This window comes from Rossellomorea aquimaris TF-12 (assembly GCF_001648555.1).
GTDB classification, from domain to species: domain Bacteria; phylum Bacillota; class Bacilli; order Bacillales; family Bacillaceae_B; genus Rossellomorea; species Rossellomorea aquimaris.
In genome coordinates, this window is sequence record NZ_LQXM01000028.1 from 295,800 (window position 1) to 312,916 (window position 17,117).

Below are 17,117 nucleotides of genomic sequence, written 5' to 3' on the forward strand. Positions count from 1 at the left end.
ATTTCATGCTCGACAGTAATCATCATTTTTTCCCGGGAAATGATGTCGTAGAAAATCAGGAAATGTCGCAGAACAAAAAAAGGTGGATGGATGTGACAATCACATTCATCCACTTTATCGTTTATTTTTTAATCACACGTTCCATATATTCCAATGCTGCTTGAAGCTGTAAATCATTACTCTCATCTTTAATGGATTCGGTAATTTCCTGTTGTAACCTTTCAGCAGTCGTAACATCGATGATTCCGTTGACTGGAACGTTGTACTTCATTTGGAATTTCTTCACCACTTTTTCTGTTTCCTTACTAAAATAACCATCTACTCGATCCAATTTAAAGCCTAATCCTTGAAGCATTTCCTGTGCATTCTTCACTTGTTCATTATTCATCTCGTATTTAAGCGGCTTCTCAATTTGAAGAGGATGGGCATAGAAATACGATGGTTGACGTACTGGAATGTCTGGAGTGATCCCCTTCTTGTGTATCCAGTTTCCATTCGGTGTTAACCACTTAAACATGGTGAGCTTGATATTGCTGCCATCTCCCATTGGCACAGCCTGTTGCACTGTACCTTTCCCAAAGCTTTTCGTCCCCACCAATGGATATCCTTCTGCCTCTTTCAACGCACCTGCCAGAATTTCTGATGCAGAAGCACTTCCCTCATCAATGAGCACGGCGATAGGATACGCTTTCTTTTCTTTGCTGGTTGAAAATGTTTTGAGAACCTCTCCACTGCGCTCTTGAATTTGAACGTAAGGCTTCTTCTCGGTGACAAACTCCTGAAGAATCTGATCAACACTTTTTAAAAGCCCACCAGGATTTCCTCTAACATCGATGACAAGCCCTTCAATCTTTTTCTTTTCTAATTCTGAGAGTTGTTTTTTGAAGTCTATAGCTGTATTTTCCGAGAACGTTGTGATCTGTATATACCCTGTTTTCTTTCCATTCACTTCTTTTACATCTGAGTGAATGGTTTCAACAGGAATTTCATCGCGTTTAACCGATACTTGAATGGGATTTGAAAGACCTTCTCTTAAAATCTCTAACTTTACCTGAGTGCCTTTTTTCCCTCTAATTTTTAAAGTAGCTTCATAGAGGTCCAACCCTTCAACACTATTTCCATCCACTTTAATAATACGATCATTCGGCTTCAGCCCCGCCTTTTCTGCAGGAGAATTTTTAAAAGGGGCCACAATGATGAGCTTCCCTTCCATCACAGTTACTTCAGCTCCTATTCCTTCAAATGACGAATCAAGAGCGTCATTAAATTGAGAAGCTGTTTCTGCATCCATATACACAGAATATGGATCATCTAAAGTTTTCAGCATTCCTTGGATGGCTCCTGCTACCAGCTCTCCTTTGTTAACATCTTGAAAGAATTTTTCACTAATGAGATCGTAAGCTACCTCAACCTTATGTAGCTTGTCATTTATTTCCCCTTTTCCTTCATATTGAGTAAGCTCAGTGGAAGAATCTCCAATATAACCTGTCCATTGTAGCCCCCCATACATTCCACCAGCACCGATGAGCATACTTATGATCACCGTTATGATGAGCTTTCTGCCATTCCACTCCATATATCCCCCTCCAACTTACTTGTCTTGGTTGTTTTCCGAAAAAAAGACACCACACAAAAACGCGCTTTAGGCGGTGCGATGTCTTTGCTTATCTAACTATATGCTTACGGGGGACAAGTTATGATTATCCATTCATGAGTTTCGGAATTAGCTGTGGTTTTAGATGAGTAGAAATGATCCCCCCCCACTTCTCAAACTCTACTAGAAATCCATCATGACCAAAGGCAGTAGAGACGAAATAATGATGACTTCTCGATACTTGCTGGGAGAACTCCTTCAGCTTACTTGGTGAATAGATGATGTCACCTTCGTAGCTAACCGTAATGAGCTCGCATTGATAATCCCTAGCAACGTTCGTGATCCCTCCTCGTTTTCTACCAATATCATGAGAATTCATGGCTTTTAAGAGAGTAAGATAGCTATTCGGATCAAACCGTTGAGCAAGCTTTTCTCCTTGATATTCCAGGTAGCTTTCCACATTGAAGGTGGTATTTACCTGCTCCCGCTTGAAACGATGATCAAAAAGCTCGGGTGTTCGATAAGTCACCATTCCAATCATTCTAGCAATTTCTAATCCTTTCTCTTTATTAGTGTGATTTTCTTCGATCGCTTTAATCCCAATATGATTGAAAGCAATTCCATAATCACTCAATACGGGAGTTACTGCCAGGGCAAATACCTTATCTACAAATCTTGGGTAAAGGGTGCCCCATTCTAATGCCTGCATTCCTCCTAAAGAACCTCCAATAACTGCATGAAGATGGTGAATAGAAAGCTCCTTCAATCCCTCATATTGAGCATTTACCATATCTCGAATGGTTATTACAGGAAAAGTTCCTCCGTAAGGAACTCCTGTCTTCGGGTTAATAGACGTTGGCCCCGTACTACCATCACATCCTCCTAACACATTAAAAGAAATGACGTTGAAGTGATTCGTATCAATGGAATCATTCGGTCCGATGAGTTCAGACCACCATCCCTTTTCTTCATCTGTGCCCTTCACGATATGGTTTCCAGTAAGGGCATGACAGACGAGGATTACCGGCCCTTTTGTGTTTCCCGTTCGCTCATAGATGAGTTCCACATCTTGTAGAGTGTTTCCACATTCAAGTGATAGGGAAGGGATCGCAATTGTGTTGATTTCGGTTTGCATGGGTTTACCTCCTTCTCTTCAGATTAGCGGCGTTTACCCATTGTGGTAAAAATAGATGACATTGCACATTTGTTTGGTTTTTTCACACATTAATTGTGTTTTTCGCACATTCATCCGATGATTTCACACATTAATTGTGTTTTTCGCACATTCTTATGTGTTTTTCGCACATTCTCACATGTATTTCGCTCATTTACAAAATCAGATCGTGACAGTACCTTACATTACACTGGTGATTTTGCCAGTGCTGCCTCTATAGCTTGATCTAAATCGTGAATTAAGTCCTTCGCAGATTCTAATCCAACGGATAGTCTCACTAATTCCTCCGTTACTCCTGTTGCCTTCAATTCCTGTTCGTTTAATTGTTGGTGAGTGGTTGATGCCGGATGAATAATTAGCGATTTAGCATCTCCTACGTTTGCCACATGTGACCAAAGGGAAATATTGTCCACCACTTTCCGACCGGAATCTCTGCCCCCTTTAATTCCGAAGACCACGATAGAACCGGCACCTTTTTTCAAATATTTTTGTGTGAGGGTATGAGATGGGTGCTGGTCAAGTCCTGGATAGGAGACCCAAGCTACCCCGCTGTGCTGTTCTAAATGCTCGGCGATTTTTAATGCATTCTCAGTGTGACGGTCGATTCTGAGATGCAACGTTTCTAATCCCTGCAGCAAAAGAAAAGCATTTTGAGGACTTAAGCAGGCACCTAGATCTCGCAGCAGCTGCACTCTCAATTTTGTGATAAAAGCAGCAGACCCTACATCGATGGCATACCGCAATCCATTGTAGCTACGATCCTCTTCCGTAAAGCCTGGAAATTTTTCATGATTCCAATCAAATTTCCCACCATCAACAACAATTCCTCCGATGGCTGTTCCATGACCACCAATCCACTTAGTTGCTGAATGAATGACTATATCAGCTCCCCATTCTATGGGCTTGCATAAGTATGGAGTGGCAAAAGTATTGTCGATGATGAGTGGAATGTGATTGTCATGAGCCACCTTTGCAACCGCCTCGATATCTAACACATGGAGACTCGGATTCCCGATTGTTTCTGCGAATACCGCTTTCGTTTTAGGGGTAATGGCTTTCCGGAAGTTCTCCGGATCACTCGGATCAACAAAATGAACCTTGATTCCATATTTCGGAAGTGTCACTGCAAAAAGATTGTAGGTGCCTCCATATAAATTGGTAGCTGCTACAATTTCATCTCCTGCTCCCGCAATATTTAAGATTGATAAAGAAATGGCGGCCATTCCAGAAGATACCCCTAGGGCACCGATACCACCTTCTAAAAGTGCAAGGCGTTTTTCAAGAACGTCCACAGTTGGATTCATTATACGGGTGTAAATGTTACCCGGTTCCTCAAGAGCAAACAGTTTGGCCGCATGGTCCGTGCTATCAAACACATAGGAAGTCGTCTGGTAAATCGGGACTGCTCGAGAACCTGTTGCTGGATCCGGCTCTTGGCCACCGTGAAGAAGTAACGTGTCGATTTCAAATGAATTTGTCATAATTTGTTCCTCCTTTAGATTGTTTTTGAATGAGTAAATCTGTTCGTGACAAGGTTTCAGCTACTGATTTTCAGTTTTTCTGCAGCTGACATTTCACATCTGGGAAGATTTTTTTGAAGATAGAAGAGGGAAAAATAAAAAACCCTCTTCCTAAGAAGAGGGTCTATTGAAATAGGGTCCTCCTCTTATCTTTCAGGCATAAAGCTGCCTGCAGGAATTAGCACCTTTTCATGTACAAAATGCACATGAAGGTTGCCGGGTTTCATCGGGCCTAGTCCCTCCACCTCTCTGGATAAGAGCATTAAGTTGTCAATGTGTAGCCGTTGTGTTCAGCTGCTGATGCTTGAGATGAATTATAAAGGCTATCCAACCTCATCGTCAAGACTATTTTTAGAATATTTACATTATTTAACGCTGGCTTCAATTGCTTTACAGAATTGATCTACAATATCCTCCGCGTCTTCAATACCTAACGATATGCGGACCACATGCGTATTTATGCCTAATTTTTCTTGAGCTTCTTTAGGAAGTGCCCTGTGGGATGTTCCAAGTGGATAGGATACGGTTGTTTCCACTCCTGCTAAGGACGGTACGATTTTAACCCACCCAAGGGACGTGAAAAAAGTGCTGATATTACAGTGTTTCTCTAGCTCAATGGTGACAATGGCTCCGTGGCCCTTTTCTGATAAATATTTAGGATAGTAGACGTTTTTCACCTGTTTATTAGTGTGAAGTTCTTTTGCTAAAACTTCTGCATTTTTTGCTTGGGTACCCATTCGAAGGGCAAGAGTTTTGGCACCACGACAGGTTAACCATGCTTCAAAAGGACTTAGGTTCGATCCCATGTTCACCACTCTTTGTCTCGCTTTTTGAATTAGTTCTTCCTTACCAACGACAACACCTGCCGTAATATCGCTGTGACCACCTATGTATTTGGTTGCACTGTGAGCCACCAAATCTACCCCTTTTAGATAAGGCTGAGATAATAATGGAGTGGCAAAACTATTGTCTATCATCGTTTTCAAGCTATGCTGTTCACCAAGCTCAGTCATCATTGAAATGTTTTCTACTCTCATGAAAGGGTTAGTGACCGTTTCACTATAAAGAAGCTTGGTTTGAGGCAGGATGGCACCTTCGACTTCTTCTTGACGTGTAAAATCGACAAATGACGTAGAAATGCCAAGGGTTTTTAGCTCTTCATTTAGCATATGAAAGGTTCCACCATACACATCTTCTGCAGCGACAATATGGTCACCCGCTTCCACCACAGCAAGGATACCCGCAAGTATGGCCGATAATCCGGAAGAAGTGGCCACGCCTGCTGGTGCCCCTTCCAGGTCCGCCACCATTTTTCCTAATTCATCCGTATTGGGATTTCCTGTTCTAGTGTATAAGTAAGGGGACTTTCCTTCGTAAAAACCTTCTAACTCTTCTAAAGATGTAAAGGAAAAAGCGGATGTTTGGTAAATGGGAGTAGCTTTACTATGTATGCCTTCTGTGCCCTTCAGCTGACTATGAACGACTTTCGTAGTGAACTTCATGACTTTCATCCTCTCTCGAATTCAAGTATTTAGAAGAGTGTATCATATTCTGAAGATTGTGAGGAGGATTATGTTCTTTTATAAGGAGCTTGTCTTATATTTAAAAGTCTCTTTTCGCAAAGATTGTTGTTCTATAACATGTTCTCTTAATAATTTCTGTCAACCAGTATGTGCAGGAACCGAGGAGGCCCAACTCACGCCCGCGGAAAGCGAGTATCTGTAGCGGAAATCTACCACCACTTTCTCCTCTAAAATAGCAACAACCTTTACGAGAACAGCCATTAAAAAGCACTAGCTACTATCTAGTAGCTAGTGCCAGTTTCTTGGTTATACGTTATCCATACAAGCGATCAGTCGATTTTCGATGTCCAATGCAATGCTTTTCAGCTCATCATTATCTACAAGTTCGATTAATTTGCTTGGTTTAGCCATACCGATTTTCGTTGTTCCGTTTTCAGTATAGACGGTGATTTTACACGGTAAGAAGTAGCTGACCAGCATGCTCTGTTCTAATACCTTCTTTGCTTCATGAGGGTTGCATACTTCAAGAACCACCACCTCTTCGTTAAAATCCAGGCCTTTGTCTTGCAGCTTTTGGGCAAGGTCTAAATTCCATAAGACGCCAAAGCTTTCTTCCTTAAGGGCAGATTCCACTTTTTCTACTGCCTCTTTCACACTCATCGAAACTTCCTTTGTGTAATGAAACATTTGAAAACTCCTCCTTTTATTTTTTAGGTTCTCTTACTTAAACGATGACATACTTACTTTATACCTTGTGGTGTATAGGAGTAAACATTGAAATCGGATAGAGGTCCGTCCCTCAATTCATTCCTTCGACCATTTTCTTCATCATGTCTTCGTTCATGGGGCCGACGATTTTGTGTTGGATTTCTCCTTTTGTGTCGATCATGTAGGTGGTTGGGATGGTGAAGGCTCGGTATTCTTCTCCGATTTCACCCTCTTCGTCCAGTAATATTGGGAAGGTTAGTTTGTAGCCGTCGACGAATTGCCGTACGGCTCTTTCACCTTCATCCTGGCTCGTTAGATTAACGGCGAGAATTTCGACGTTTTCTTTTTCAGCATTTTTTTCGTAATATTTTTGCATATGAGGCATTTCTGCTTTACACGGAGGGCACCATGTTGCCCAAAAATTCAAGATGACTTTTTTACCTTTATAATCAGATAAGCTCACGTCTTTGCCTTTAAGATTTGTCAGCTTAAAGTCTGGGGCGCGATCTCCTTTTGATAAACCATTCTTAGCATCTGAGAGGTCCATGGATTCATTCGCCAGCTCTGCAGCCTCTTCTTTTGCTTTCTTTTCTTGTTGACCCTGAACAAAGTTAACTAGAAATATACCAATAAGTAATGCGACAATAACCAATGCAAAATTCCGTTTATTCATTGAGTTTCCTCCCTGCTTTTGAGCAAATAAATCAGAGATGTCATGATAATAAGGTTTGTCCAAAAGCTGATGTTCAACTCAATTCCACGGAATGCTTGAAAAAGAATCTGACCTAAGGTAAAAAGAATCAACAGCTGGAATGCCCATTCTTTTTTTCTTGGAAGCTTTATCCCTTTTATCAATATGAAGAGAAGGCTAAGGTTTACCAGAAGCTGAATTCCTCCTAGTATATACTCCTCCTGTAATAGTTGCATGACAGTCTCATAGACAAGGGCTGTGGTGACCCATCCAACGATTACGTAATATGGATTTTCTTTTTTGAAAAATGTATACAGCAATACCGCTAGAATGCCAAGCGCATAACCAATCACTCCTCCATGAAAATATAGGATGGTAATGGGATGAGCAAGTACGGTTTGAAAATCGACGAGAATGACGCTAAGCTTCCAGACAAGAATAAAATAAAAGATAGCGTTGGAATACCAGTCGCTTGCTTTTCTATTCCAGAAATAGAGAAATAAAAAAGTGATGACAAACGAGATGATAATGGCTGCCCATGATGCTGGAAACGTGAATGATCCTATGGTGTACCATTGTTGATTCATTGTATATCTCCTGTGTTCATTTTCATATGTACCAGGTTACCGATTATTTTTTCTCACTACAATAAAATAAACCGACGGGTGTAAATGTCCTACTGATGTTTGAAAACCTGCTGCTTTCAGTTGTTGAGCCAGCTCCTCAGACGGGATTCGTTCATGTAACGGAGGTCCCATTTCAGATTCGACTGCTTCCCAATCGAGGATGACCCAAAGACCGTCTTCTTTTAACATCTCATTCAAATCTTGAAAAACCTTGACGAGGTCCGGTACCTCGTGAAGAACAAAAGCTGAGATGATTTTATCCAATGTGCCTTTGTTAAAGCTTAAGTATTCTAAGGATGATTTTTCATACGTAATATTCTCTATTCCGGCTTCTTTCGCTCTGTGTTGAAGATACTCAAGCATCTCCTGCTGAAGATCGACTGCTTGGACTTTCGTTTCGACTACCTCGGCGATTGGTAAGGTTAAGTAACCATTACCACATCCTAAGTCAGCAACAATATCATCTTTTTGGAGCTGAAGAAGTTCCAGTACTCTTTCTACCGGTACAATTTGTTGTCGTTTTGGATCCAATAGCTTTGATGCTTTGTGGTGTTCGAAGAGATGTCCAGTCATGATTTCGCTCCTTCGTAATATGGATTTGTTTGGTTCTATTATATACCTATGCGCGTATGTTTTGAAGTATTGTGATTTTTGTGTTTATATTCATTATAAACGTTCACAATTATACGGAAAAATTGGTGGTTTTCACGCATAATTTCGTGTGTGTTACGTATAAACCCCCTTACTTTACGGATAAACTCGGATTTCTAACGAATAACTTCTCCTAACCTACGCATAACCCATAAAAATAGGATTCCCCCAAGAAGGGAATCCCATCAAAATCATTGCTTATTAACGCTCATCTTTATTTTTTCTAAATTATGAGCTACTTTCTTCTCTGCTTTATCCATTTCCTTGTCTTTTTTTGCGTTCTTTTTCTCAAGTTCTTTTTGAAGTTTCTCCAGGTCCCGCTGTATTCCATCTGTGAATTCATTTACCTGCTTTTGAGTAGCGGATTTCATTTCATCAGCTACAACACTTGCTAGTAGTAGCTCCTTCACTTCCTTTGGAGTATAGTCTTCACTTAATACAAGCTCGACCATTAGTTCCGAAGCTTTTTCAGCTGTAGTGTCATCAAGTAAGAATTCTTCAATTACAACGGTGACGGCTGATTTAGGCGTAACGGTTACTGAGTTGGATTTCACTTCATTTCCTGCTTGATCTTTCAGGACAAGTTGATAGGTATACTCTGTTCCATTTTCAACATTTTCATCAACATATCCGACAGCATCCGCGTTTTCTATCGTATGATAGCTTTCACCGTTACGAAGAAGCGTTAAGCTATGAGCATCCTTTTTATCTAGATCTTCAAAGCTCCAGTTTAGTGAAACCTTACCTTCTTCTTGAACCGGCTGTTTCAGCTCGATAGATGTTGCTGGTGGAGTTTTATCCACTCTTATGACGTTTAACACATAATCCTTTGTATTTTTACCGATGGCACCACCATCGCTCTTAAAAATGTCTGTTTTATTTTGTTCTGATGGCTCAATATGAATGTTTAGTTTATTTTCACCTTGTTTCAGTTGAACTTCATGAGAAAAGCTCATGTCGTCTGCGATGGTTACTGTCTCGCCATTAATCGTTAATACTCCTTCTTTAATGGCGTTACCTGTAACAGTTACAGAATCTTTTTCTGTTTCAAGTCCTTCTTTTGGAGACGTGATGACGACTGGCCTGTCAATCCAGCGAAGAATTTTATCCTCCACCACCATCCTGTTGTTTCCTTGGTTTTTGACGACTACTTTGAGGTCCGTCCCTGGAGCTCCGTAGCCGTATAGACTGATGTCATCGTCTGTTTTGTCGTATGGGGTGTGGTCGGATAGACCTTCCTGGTCCCATGAGTTCGATTTGACGTATTTGTAGGTGATTTCGGTTCCTTCTTGGACTTCTGTTGTGTATTCCCAGTCAGCTGTAACGGCACCGTTACGGGACATTTCCCACGCACCCGTGTTCCACCCATTCACGCTGCCCGGCATGCTGATGGTTGTATTAAGTGGCGTATAATCAGGTGCGTGTACCTTGAAGGTTACCTCTACCATAACAATTTCAGGTGTAATCTTCACTTCATTAGATGTAACAGTATTCCCAGCTTGATCAAACAGCTTGACTTGGTACCCATAGGTTTTACCATTTGAGACCTCGTAATCTCGATACGTTGTTTTGGAGAGATCATAGATTTTTTTAATGATGTTCCCATTGCGAACAATGGCCATCATATAAGCATCTTCTGCTACATTTTCAATATTCCAGCTTAGATTCACCTGACCGGATTCTTTCGTCGGCTGCTCAAGGGTTACTCCATCGGCTGGGGCAGTCACATCATCGCTTTGTATAAATTCTACAGAGTTCGTATTATCTGTATAGATCCAGCTTTGACCCAGGTCACTAGAGAAAGCCATCCGATATTCATAAACACCCACTTCAAAAGGTGTAAAAGAAGCTTTGTACACATTGTTATTGCCTTCTTGACCTGTATAAACCGCTTTTGTATCTGTCCAGTGTTCTTCAGTAGACTTCTTCATTTGAAGCTTTGTAAGGATTCCTTCTGCTTGTCCAATTTCAGTTGCTCCAGCAATATATAGCTGTGCTGCAATTTCATATGTTTTCGTTAAATCCAGAGTCGCATCAGCTAAGTCCGATAAGTTGCCAGCCCATGCTGATGTTAAATCATAATGAGGGACAAACCCTTTACTTTCTGCTTTTTTAGACAGGTTTCCGGATGGGTCCTTCGCTACTATCGCAAAATAATATTCTTTTCCATTCGTTAGGTTTTCAGCTGTAAAATGCGTATCGGTTGTTGTACCAATCTCTTCGTAAAACGCACCTTGCAGGTTTGATTTGTAGACAACATACTCTACATCCGTAGTTTGTGAAGCACTCCATTGCAAGGAAACAGCTCCTTCACTTGCTTCACCCGTAATGTTGGTCACTCCTCCAGGAAGCGCCGGCTTGTCATCAGCGATAAGCATACGACCACTCATTCCAGGAATCTCTACTTGTATTTGACCAGACGCGGTTGTAACTCGGTAAGAATCGTCTAATTGATCAACAAATGCTGCACCATTTGGTAAGATATCTTTCACATCAATGGTGATGGTTTTCGCTGTTTCACCACGGTTAATGGCAACGATGGCACCTTGTTCATCATTGGTACGAGCATAGGCCATGACATCGCCATCTGCGTATACATGATGTAAGTCACCGTATGCTAATAGATTGCTATACTTAGTACGAACATCCCCAACCTGTTGGTAATGCTGAACTAATTCTTGATCCTCTCCCCCCCATGGATAGGTTCTACGATCATCTGGATCCTTAGAGCCCGTAACTCCTGCTTCATCTCCGTAGTAGATTGTAGGAGCACCAGGATAGCCCATTTGGAAGATGGCAGCCAGCTTCAAACGGTCTTTACCCAGTTCATAATTATATCCTTTATCGTATTCTGCACGCTCACTAGAGTCCGTCCCTCCTCCTAGAAGGAATACCGCTCTTGGGGTATCATGTGAGCCCATCAGGTTCATAAGGGCATGGAATGCTTCTGAAGGGTAATCTTCATGGACAGCCTTTAAGCTTGCTTCCTGCTGTGCTGCATTTCCGTTTTTCAAGAAGGTTTCCACCGCTCCACGGAAGCGATAGTTCATGACAGAATCATATTGATCTCCTAAAAAATATTTAGAAGCGTCGTCCCAAATTTCTCCGAGAATCAGAGGTTCTTCTCCTTCTTTCAATGTCGCCCCATCTCCAGAAATGGATGCTGCCTTCAACTCAGCTCGGAACTCTCTCCAAAACTCTGTATCTACTTCATTCGCAACATCCAAACGCCAGCCTGATCCACCGTTTGTAATCCATGATTTTGCCACAGAGTCCTCATCATACATAATATAATTGGCAAAGCTCGTTTGATTTAATTCACTGTCGTAAGGTACTTCCTCACCAGGAATCGATTTGATTTCTGGTAAACTTGTGAAGCCCCACCACGCTTGATACTTGTAAATCTCTTGTCCCGAATCAGCTTCCTTCACTTTTTCATTGCTAATATTGAACCAGAGGTGAAAGCCATACGGGCTCAGGGTTTGTCCTTCTTTGGTGAAATCAGACTCTGCCTTTTCACGTGCCTCTTCCTCGGATAATCCATCGTTATTCATATAGTCATAAACTTTCGACCAATATTCATAGGCACCAACTGTGTCATATTTATTGTATCGGTCAAAATAAATGGAGTCGTCTCCAACATGATTAAATACTCCATCTAAAATAAGATGCATATCACGACTGGCCAGTTCATCGGTAAATGCCTTAAATTCTTCAGGGGATCCGAACATCGGGTCAACTGCTTTAAAGTCTGTCGCATCGTACTTATGGTTCGATGCAGCTTTTGCCACTGGATTTAAATAAAGAGTATTTACACCTAAAGATTGGATATAATCAAGCTTTTCTTGAATCCCTTTAATATCCCCCCCAAAGAAATCGTTACTCCAAATCCCATCTCCATCGTAACCGGCGTCGTTTTGTAATCGTGGGTTATCAGGCAGCTCCTCCCAATCCTGATGCTCAATAGGTTCAGGGCCACGAGCTTTTGTTTTTGCCTCATCATTCTCACTGTTTCCGTTGTAGAAGCGGTCAGGGAAAATTTGATACACAACAGACTCCTTCATCCAATCCGGAGTTTTAAAGGCAGGGTCGTAAACGGTTAATTGAAATAACCCCCCATTACTATCAGCAGCTTTCCCTTCTCCTCCTTGCTCAGTATCTTCACCGTATTCAGCAACAGTATCTCCGTCACCTGCAATAAATTTGTATCCGTATACACCCTTTTCTTCAGGAGTAAAGGAAGCTTCCCAGAAATCTGAATCTCCTATGGTTGCTTTTTTTACAAGGGGAACAACTTGAGACGTACCAGATTGATAGTTTTTCATTTCAACGTTGGCACGTGTTAAATCATTCTTTTTGGAAGCAAGACGTAATCTTACTTCCTCCCCGGTTTTTATTGCGCCAAAAGGCTGTCGATACGTGTTATCCCATGTATTATGATAAAGCTTGTCCTTTTCAATAGCATTATCAGCTCCATTTAGTGAGTAATTGGTTGAAACCTCTTTCGTTTCGTTATTAAAAAAGAAGGTAATCTCTGAGTCCTCTAAAACATTTAATATGGCGTTGGATCCAGGATATTCTTCTCCCCACTGACTCCCAAGAACCACTTTATACTCGTAGCTTCCCTTTGGAACGATCGTGGTAAAGGTATAAATATTATCAAAATCATGATCGTAGAGTTTTGCTGTTGAGGTATCAGGAGACCATTCATCACCAGCATTAATAGCAGGCTGAATATTCCCTACAAGTCGCGGACGTTTTTCTTCAGACAGTGGTGTATAGTACCGGGAATCTGTGACTCCGTGTGTACCATCGTGGTAGTAAAAGGTGATTTCTGTTTCTTCAGTGAGCTCTAATTTAATGTTCTCACCGCCTGGAGCACCATAAGCTCCGTAGTTTTCGTCCCAGCTTCCGTTAATGGCAATTTTGTACTCATAGTTACCAGCTGGTATTGTAGCTGTATAGGAATACAATTGATTACCCACGTGATTCATTTGTGTTGCAGTGGCGGCAGGATCCCAGTCCTTGTCATGCCCCAGTTCACTCTGCATGCTTCCTACCAACACAACGGATCGTTCGGTGCTTTCTTCTGCTTTTGCAAATGGAGTGAACGGTTGTGCAAACGATTGCAAAAATAATAAGAAAACAACAAGTACAGATAATGGCTGTAACTTCCTCCTCATTTAGCAATTCCCCTTTTCTTTAAAAGATTATTCCGTTAACATATTTTGATTAGAATTGTATGTTATGGAAATGCAAACGGTTTCATACTAATTATTATTGAATACTCTGATTATTTCAATGAGTAAAAGGTCGTGAAACAATTTGAAGATTTTTGTCATATTAACAGATTAAAAGGACTTTAATACTATTAAAAAATATAGATAATTAGTTAAGATGTCTCAGTAATTGCCGATAGGAGAGGAAAGATTGATTTTTTTGATGGTTTCTGTTGAAAAAGGCAAACTTTTCGAAAGGGAAGGACGCAAAGCTCCCGGATCTAAGGTGAACTCAACTAGGATGGCCGAGCTACCGACATTGGTTTAAAGGGGAAATGAACGTGTTAAGAGAAGAGATTCATGTGATTAAACGGCATATTTGCCAGTTAAACGCTTTAGTAGAAATGTATGAAGACGAGCCTATACATTCTGAACCATTTATCAACCTCATTCACTCCATCCAGAATCTTCAAACACAATATACGGTTTCACCTGTAGTGGAAATGTTGACTGTCATTAAATACCAAAAGCCTTATATTTTTCATTCCTTAAGGCATCGTGGAGAAATCCCTTCAGCTGTCACTATGGATATACGAACTGCGGAAAAAAATTTGGATTCTTTACTTTTACAAAGATAAAAAAACGGTGATCTGTTATTGCAGATCACCGTTTTTTTAACCAAAGCCTCTCTCAGTAAGGTATGTGCTCGATGACAAAACTATACTAATACTACCCTCTTAACCGTTCTAGTAACAATCTTTAGGTATTAACTAATTTCTTTTTTATGTGAGTCTGTTTTGCAATCTTTAAGAGCTTCTAATATATGTATAAAATAAAAAATGGCATTTCCTTTGCGTCGGTCTATTAAGGAAATATCATAAATCATTTTCGATACTTCTTCTAACCCAAGTCTCTCTACTAGCATTTCACTAATCTCTTCAGCAGTATGGGTACCTACATAGGTATGTTTTAATGCCGTTCGATTTCTTCTACAAAAGCTTTTCATCTGATTCCTTATATCACTTTTTATTTTTTCTTCCATACATTTCACCCTAACCCTCATGGAAAATAAATATAACCCACCAAAAAGAATGGCCGGTTATAAGTGAACAAGTTCATTTATCCATACTCTTTTTGGTAACCCGGCTATCAAGGTTGTCATAACCGTAGACCCGCGGCTTTGCGTCCCAGCCTTTCGACTAGTTTGCTATTATCAAAGGAATATTTATTTTTTACAGTACTCGTACAATACTACCAATTTTTTCAGAAGATTGAAAGGAAAAATCTAATGTTTACAAAAATGAAATGTTGTATAAAACCTTTAGAATTCGTGAATAATGGAAATTATCATATTTTTGAAAGGGGATATTCCCTCTATGTATTTATTATTTGTTATCATCGTATGGATATTATTCTCTATACGCTTTATTGATTGGAAGGAATTTTACAAACAGTACCCTACCATACTATTTTTTATTTTTATCAATTTCGCTTATAACTATTTTTATTATGAGCATACACTATGGAGGTTTCAGGGGATAACAGCAGAATGGTTGAACCATACTATTATTAATGTTGGATTTACTTTTTTTATCTGTCCTGCCGCATTAACGATTTTCTTGCAGAGAATGCCTGAAAACAAACAAATTAAGGGAGCCTATTTTGGAATTTGGATTGCTTTTTTTACCATTTTAGAGTTTTTATTCTTTTTAAAAGGAATGTTTGTATACGAGAATGGATGGAACAACTGGCATAACGTTTGGTTAAATATTATCTTGTTTAGTGTGCTATACCTTCACTACCGTAAACCATTTTATGCGTACCTCGTATCCATTCCACTTGCTTTACTATTTTTTGTTCTATTTCCATTTCCCCTTTTATCTATGAAATAGGCGAAATTAGAGGTGAATACATTGTCTCATATGATCTTTGTTCTAGTATTAGTGCTTACCTATTCTTCTATGTGGTTTTATCTAAGAAAAAACACCACTTCTCAATGATGAGAAGTGGTGTTTTGATAGTATTAAAAGTTAATGTATTGACGTGGGTTTACAGCGTTTGATTTCGATGAATTCCAAGAACCTGCGTGAAGTTCAAAGTGTAAATGCTGACCGAAAGAATATCCTGTATTCCCCATGTATCCAATTTGTTGACCTTTATCAACTGGTTGTCCAGAACGAACAGAGGATGAAGCCATATGTGCATATACTGTCGTAAAGGTCTTTCCGTTTACAGAGTGAGTAATGTACACAACATTTCCGTAGCTTGAGCTGTACTGACTTTTGATGACATATCCATCTGCCGCTGCTTTGATTGGTACACTGCCACCGGAAGCAACATCAATACCATAGTGATAACGAGGCTTACCATTTAGTGTATCCCAACCAAACTCAGTTGTAATAGAACCGTAAGCAGGGGCAGTCCAAGCCCCAGCGCTTACAGGAGCACTAAAGGAAGGTGCTGGTGCTGGTTCTGGTGCTGAAGAGCTTCCACCACTATTGCTTGCAGCTGCTCTTCTTGCAGCTTCTTCCTCTGCACGTTTCTTTGCTTCAGCTTCTGCTTGGCGCTTACGCTCTAATTCACGTTGACGAGCAAGTTCAGCTAAACGGGCTTGCTCAGCTTGAATTTCCCCACCAATTTCTTGTTCCATTTGAGCAAGTGCATTTGATTCTTTTTCAAGATCTGCTTTTTCTACTTTTAATTGAGCTTGTTGTTTTTCAAGTTGTTTGAATAATTCTGCTTTTTGAGCTTTTTGACTATCTAGCTCTTGTTTAAGAGAAACAAGATTAGCTTTAGACTTTTCTAATGTAGCAAGTTTGTCTTCTACTTCGGCTTGTTTCTTCTCTAATTCTGCTTGGTCTCTTTTTTGTTCTTCCATGATTTTCTTGTCTGCACTCACAATAGTGTTTACAGCCGTGATTCGGTTGATGAAGTCTCCGAAGCTTTCTGCTCCTAGAAGGACATCAAGATAGTCTACTGAGCCGCCTTTTTCTTGAATCGCGCGAGCACGTTCCTTCAAAAGTTCATTCCGCTGTTCGATTTTATCTTTTAGTACTTTTATTTCTTCTTTTAACTGAGCAATTTCAGCATTTGTTTCATCAATTTCTTTTGATTTCTCAGTAATCTTTGTTTCAGTATCTTTCACTTTCGAATCTAGAGCAGCAATTTGTGCTTTAATGTCTTTTTGTTTATTTATATTTTGATTAATTTCTTCACTTTTTTGACTAATTTCACCATTGATTTTTTCTTTTTTAGAGGATACATCTTCTTGCTTCTTTTTTAACTCCTCGACTGAGGAAGTAGCGTTAGCAGTTGTTCCTAACGTTGGTAGACTTCCGATTGTTAATGCTGCTGCAATAGATAATGTGACGAAAAATTTCTTGTTCAAGCGGCATGCTCCTTTCAGCTTCT

Annotated in this window: 13 protein-coding genes and 3 riboswitches; of the genes, 2 read left to right on the top strand and 11 right to left on the bottom strand. The window is 40.2% G+C overall.

Features of this window, described 5'->3' with window-relative positions:
* Nucleotides 1-121: 121 nt before the first annotated feature.
* The 9 genes from IQI_RS12895 to IQI_RS12935 form a co-directional block, all read right to left on the bottom strand.
* Nucleotides 122-1,576 carry a S41 family peptidase gene (locus IQI_RS12895; protein ID WP_064093052.1) on the bottom strand — a complete coding sequence of 485 codons (1,455 nt, stop codon included), beginning with the start codon at nt 1,574-1,576 and terminating at the stop codon, nt 122-124.
* Nucleotides 1,577-1,700: 124 nt separating this feature from the next.
* On the bottom strand, nt 1,701-2,729 hold the full coding sequence (gene metX / locus IQI_RS12900; protein ID WP_064093053.1) for a homoserine O-acetyltransferase MetX: 1,029 nt from the start codon (nt 2,727-2,729) through the stop codon (nt 1,701-1,703).
* Nucleotides 2,730-2,953: 224 nt separating this feature from the next.
* A complete protein-coding gene (locus IQI_RS12905) occupies nt 2,954-4,249 on the bottom strand; it encodes an O-acetylhomoserine aminocarboxypropyltransferase/cysteine synthase family protein (RefSeq protein ID WP_064093054.1) in 1,296 nt (431 codons plus the stop codon).
* A 182-nt stretch (nt 4,250-4,431) separates the two neighbouring features.
* Nucleotides 4,432-4,548, bottom strand: a riboswitch (SAM riboswitch).
* A 105-nt stretch (nt 4,549-4,653) separates the two neighbouring features.
* The gene (locus IQI_RS12910; protein ID WP_064093055.1) at nt 4,654-5,790 is read right to left on the bottom strand and encodes a trans-sulfuration enzyme family protein; all 1,137 of its coding nucleotides are present in this window, start codon (nt 5,788-5,790) and stop codon (nt 4,654-4,656) included.
* A gap of 327 nt (nt 5,791-6,117) precedes the next feature.
* Nucleotides 6,118-6,498 (bottom strand): DUF302 domain-containing protein, encoded by a 381-nt coding sequence (locus tag IQI_RS12915; protein ID WP_064093056.1) that lies wholly within the window; start codon nt 6,496-6,498, stop codon nt 6,118-6,120.
* Nucleotides 6,499-6,610: 112 nt separating this feature from the next.
* A complete protein-coding gene (locus tag IQI_RS12920; protein WP_064093057.1) occupies nt 6,611-7,192 on the bottom strand; it encodes a peroxiredoxin family protein in 582 nt (193 codons plus the stop codon).
* The gene (locus IQI_RS12925; RefSeq protein ID WP_064093058.1) at nt 7,189-7,797 is read right to left on the bottom strand and encodes a hypothetical protein; all 609 of its coding nucleotides are present in this window, start codon (nt 7,795-7,797) and stop codon (nt 7,189-7,191) included. Before IQI_RS12925 ends, IQI_RS12920 begins: the two co-directional genes overlap by 4 nt.
* A gap of 36 nt (nt 7,798-7,833) precedes the next feature.
* Nucleotides 7,834-8,409: a class I SAM-dependent methyltransferase gene (locus IQI_RS12930; RefSeq protein WP_064093059.1), complete on the bottom strand. Its 576-nt coding sequence runs from the start codon at nt 8,407-8,409 to the stop codon at nt 7,834-7,836.
* Nucleotides 8,410-8,678: 269 nt separating this feature from the next.
* The gene (locus IQI_RS12935) at nt 8,679-13,670 is read right to left on the bottom strand and encodes a pullulanase X25 domain-containing protein (RefSeq protein ID WP_064093060.1); all 4,992 of its coding nucleotides are present in this window, start codon (nt 13,668-13,670) and stop codon (nt 8,679-8,681) included.
* Nucleotides 13,671-13,937: 267 nt separating this feature from the next.
* Nucleotides 13,938-14,024: riboswitch (cyclic di-GMP riboswitch) on the top strand.
* A gap of 23 nt (nt 14,025-14,047) precedes the next feature.
* On the opposite strand from IQI_RS12935, the gene IQI_RS12940 reads away from it, so the two are divergent.
* The gene (locus IQI_RS12940; RefSeq protein WP_064093061.1) at nt 14,048-14,344 is read left to right on the top strand and encodes a hypothetical protein; all 297 of its coding nucleotides are present in this window, start codon (nt 14,048-14,050) and stop codon (nt 14,342-14,344) included.
* 128 nt (nt 14,345-14,472) lie between these two features.
* Here the strand turns inward: IQI_RS12940 and IQI_RS12945 are convergent, their stop codons facing one another.
* On the bottom strand, nt 14,473-14,748 hold the full coding sequence (locus IQI_RS12945) for a hypothetical protein (protein ID WP_064093062.1): 276 nt from the start codon (nt 14,746-14,748) through the stop codon (nt 14,473-14,475).
* 91 nt (nt 14,749-14,839) lie between these two features.
* Nucleotides 14,840-14,925, bottom strand: a riboswitch (cyclic di-GMP riboswitch).
* 157 nt (nt 14,926-15,082) lie between these two features.
* Between IQI_RS12945 and IQI_RS12950 the strand changes: the two genes are divergently transcribed.
* Nucleotides 15,083-15,598, top strand: a complete 516-nt coding sequence (locus tag IQI_RS12950; RefSeq protein ID WP_064093063.1) for a CBO0543 family protein — start codon at nt 15,083-15,085, stop codon at nt 15,596-15,598.
* A gap of 131 nt (nt 15,599-15,729) precedes the next feature.
* Here the strand turns inward: IQI_RS12950 and IQI_RS12955 are convergent, their stop codons facing one another.
* The gene (locus IQI_RS12955; protein ID WP_064093064.1) at nt 15,730-17,094 is read right to left on the bottom strand and encodes a murein hydrolase activator EnvC family protein; all 1,365 of its coding nucleotides are present in this window, start codon (nt 17,092-17,094) and stop codon (nt 15,730-15,732) included.
* Nucleotides 17,095-17,117: the final 23 nt, after the last annotated feature.

Bases quoted from the DNA above. Each gene is read 5' to 3' on its own strand.
- IQI_RS12910 (WP_064093055.1), bottom strand. From the start codon at position 5,790: ATGAAGTTCACTACGAAAGTCGTTCATAGTCAGCTGAAGGGCACAGAA.
- IQI_RS12930 (WP_064093059.1), bottom strand. From the start codon at position 8,409: ATGACTGGACATCTCTTCGAACACCACAAAGCATCAAAGCTATTGGAT.
- IQI_RS12895 (WP_064093052.1), bottom strand. From the start codon at position 1,576: ATGGAGTGGAATGGCAGAAAGCTCATCATAACGGTGATCATAAGTATG.
- IQI_RS12920 (WP_064093057.1), bottom strand. From the start codon at position 7,192: ATGAATAAACGGAATTTTGCATTGGTTATTGTCGCATTACTTATTGGT.
- IQI_RS12945 (WP_064093062.1), bottom strand. From the start codon at position 14,748: ATGGAAGAAAAAATAAAAAGTGATATAAGGAATCAGATGAAAAGCTTT.
- IQI_RS12950 (WP_064093063.1), top strand. From the start codon at position 15,083: ATGTATTTATTATTTGTTATCATCGTATGGATATTATTCTCTATACGC.
- IQI_RS12925 (WP_064093058.1), bottom strand. From the start codon at position 7,797: ATGAATCAACAATGGTACACCATAGGATCATTCACGTTTCCAGCATCA.
- IQI_RS12935 (WP_064093060.1), bottom strand. From the start codon at position 13,670: ATGAGGAGGAAGTTACAGCCATTATCTGTACTTGTTGTTTTCTTATTA.
- IQI_RS12915 (WP_064093056.1), bottom strand. From the start codon at position 6,498: ATGTTTCATTACACAAAGGAAGTTTCGATGAGTGTGAAAGAGGCAGTA.
- metX (WP_064093053.1), bottom strand. From the start codon at position 2,729: ATGCAAACCGAAATCAACACAATTGCGATCCCTTCCCTATCACTTGAA.
- IQI_RS12905 (WP_064093054.1), bottom strand. From the start codon at position 4,249: ATGACAAATTCATTTGAAATCGACACGTTACTTCTTCACGGTGGCCAA.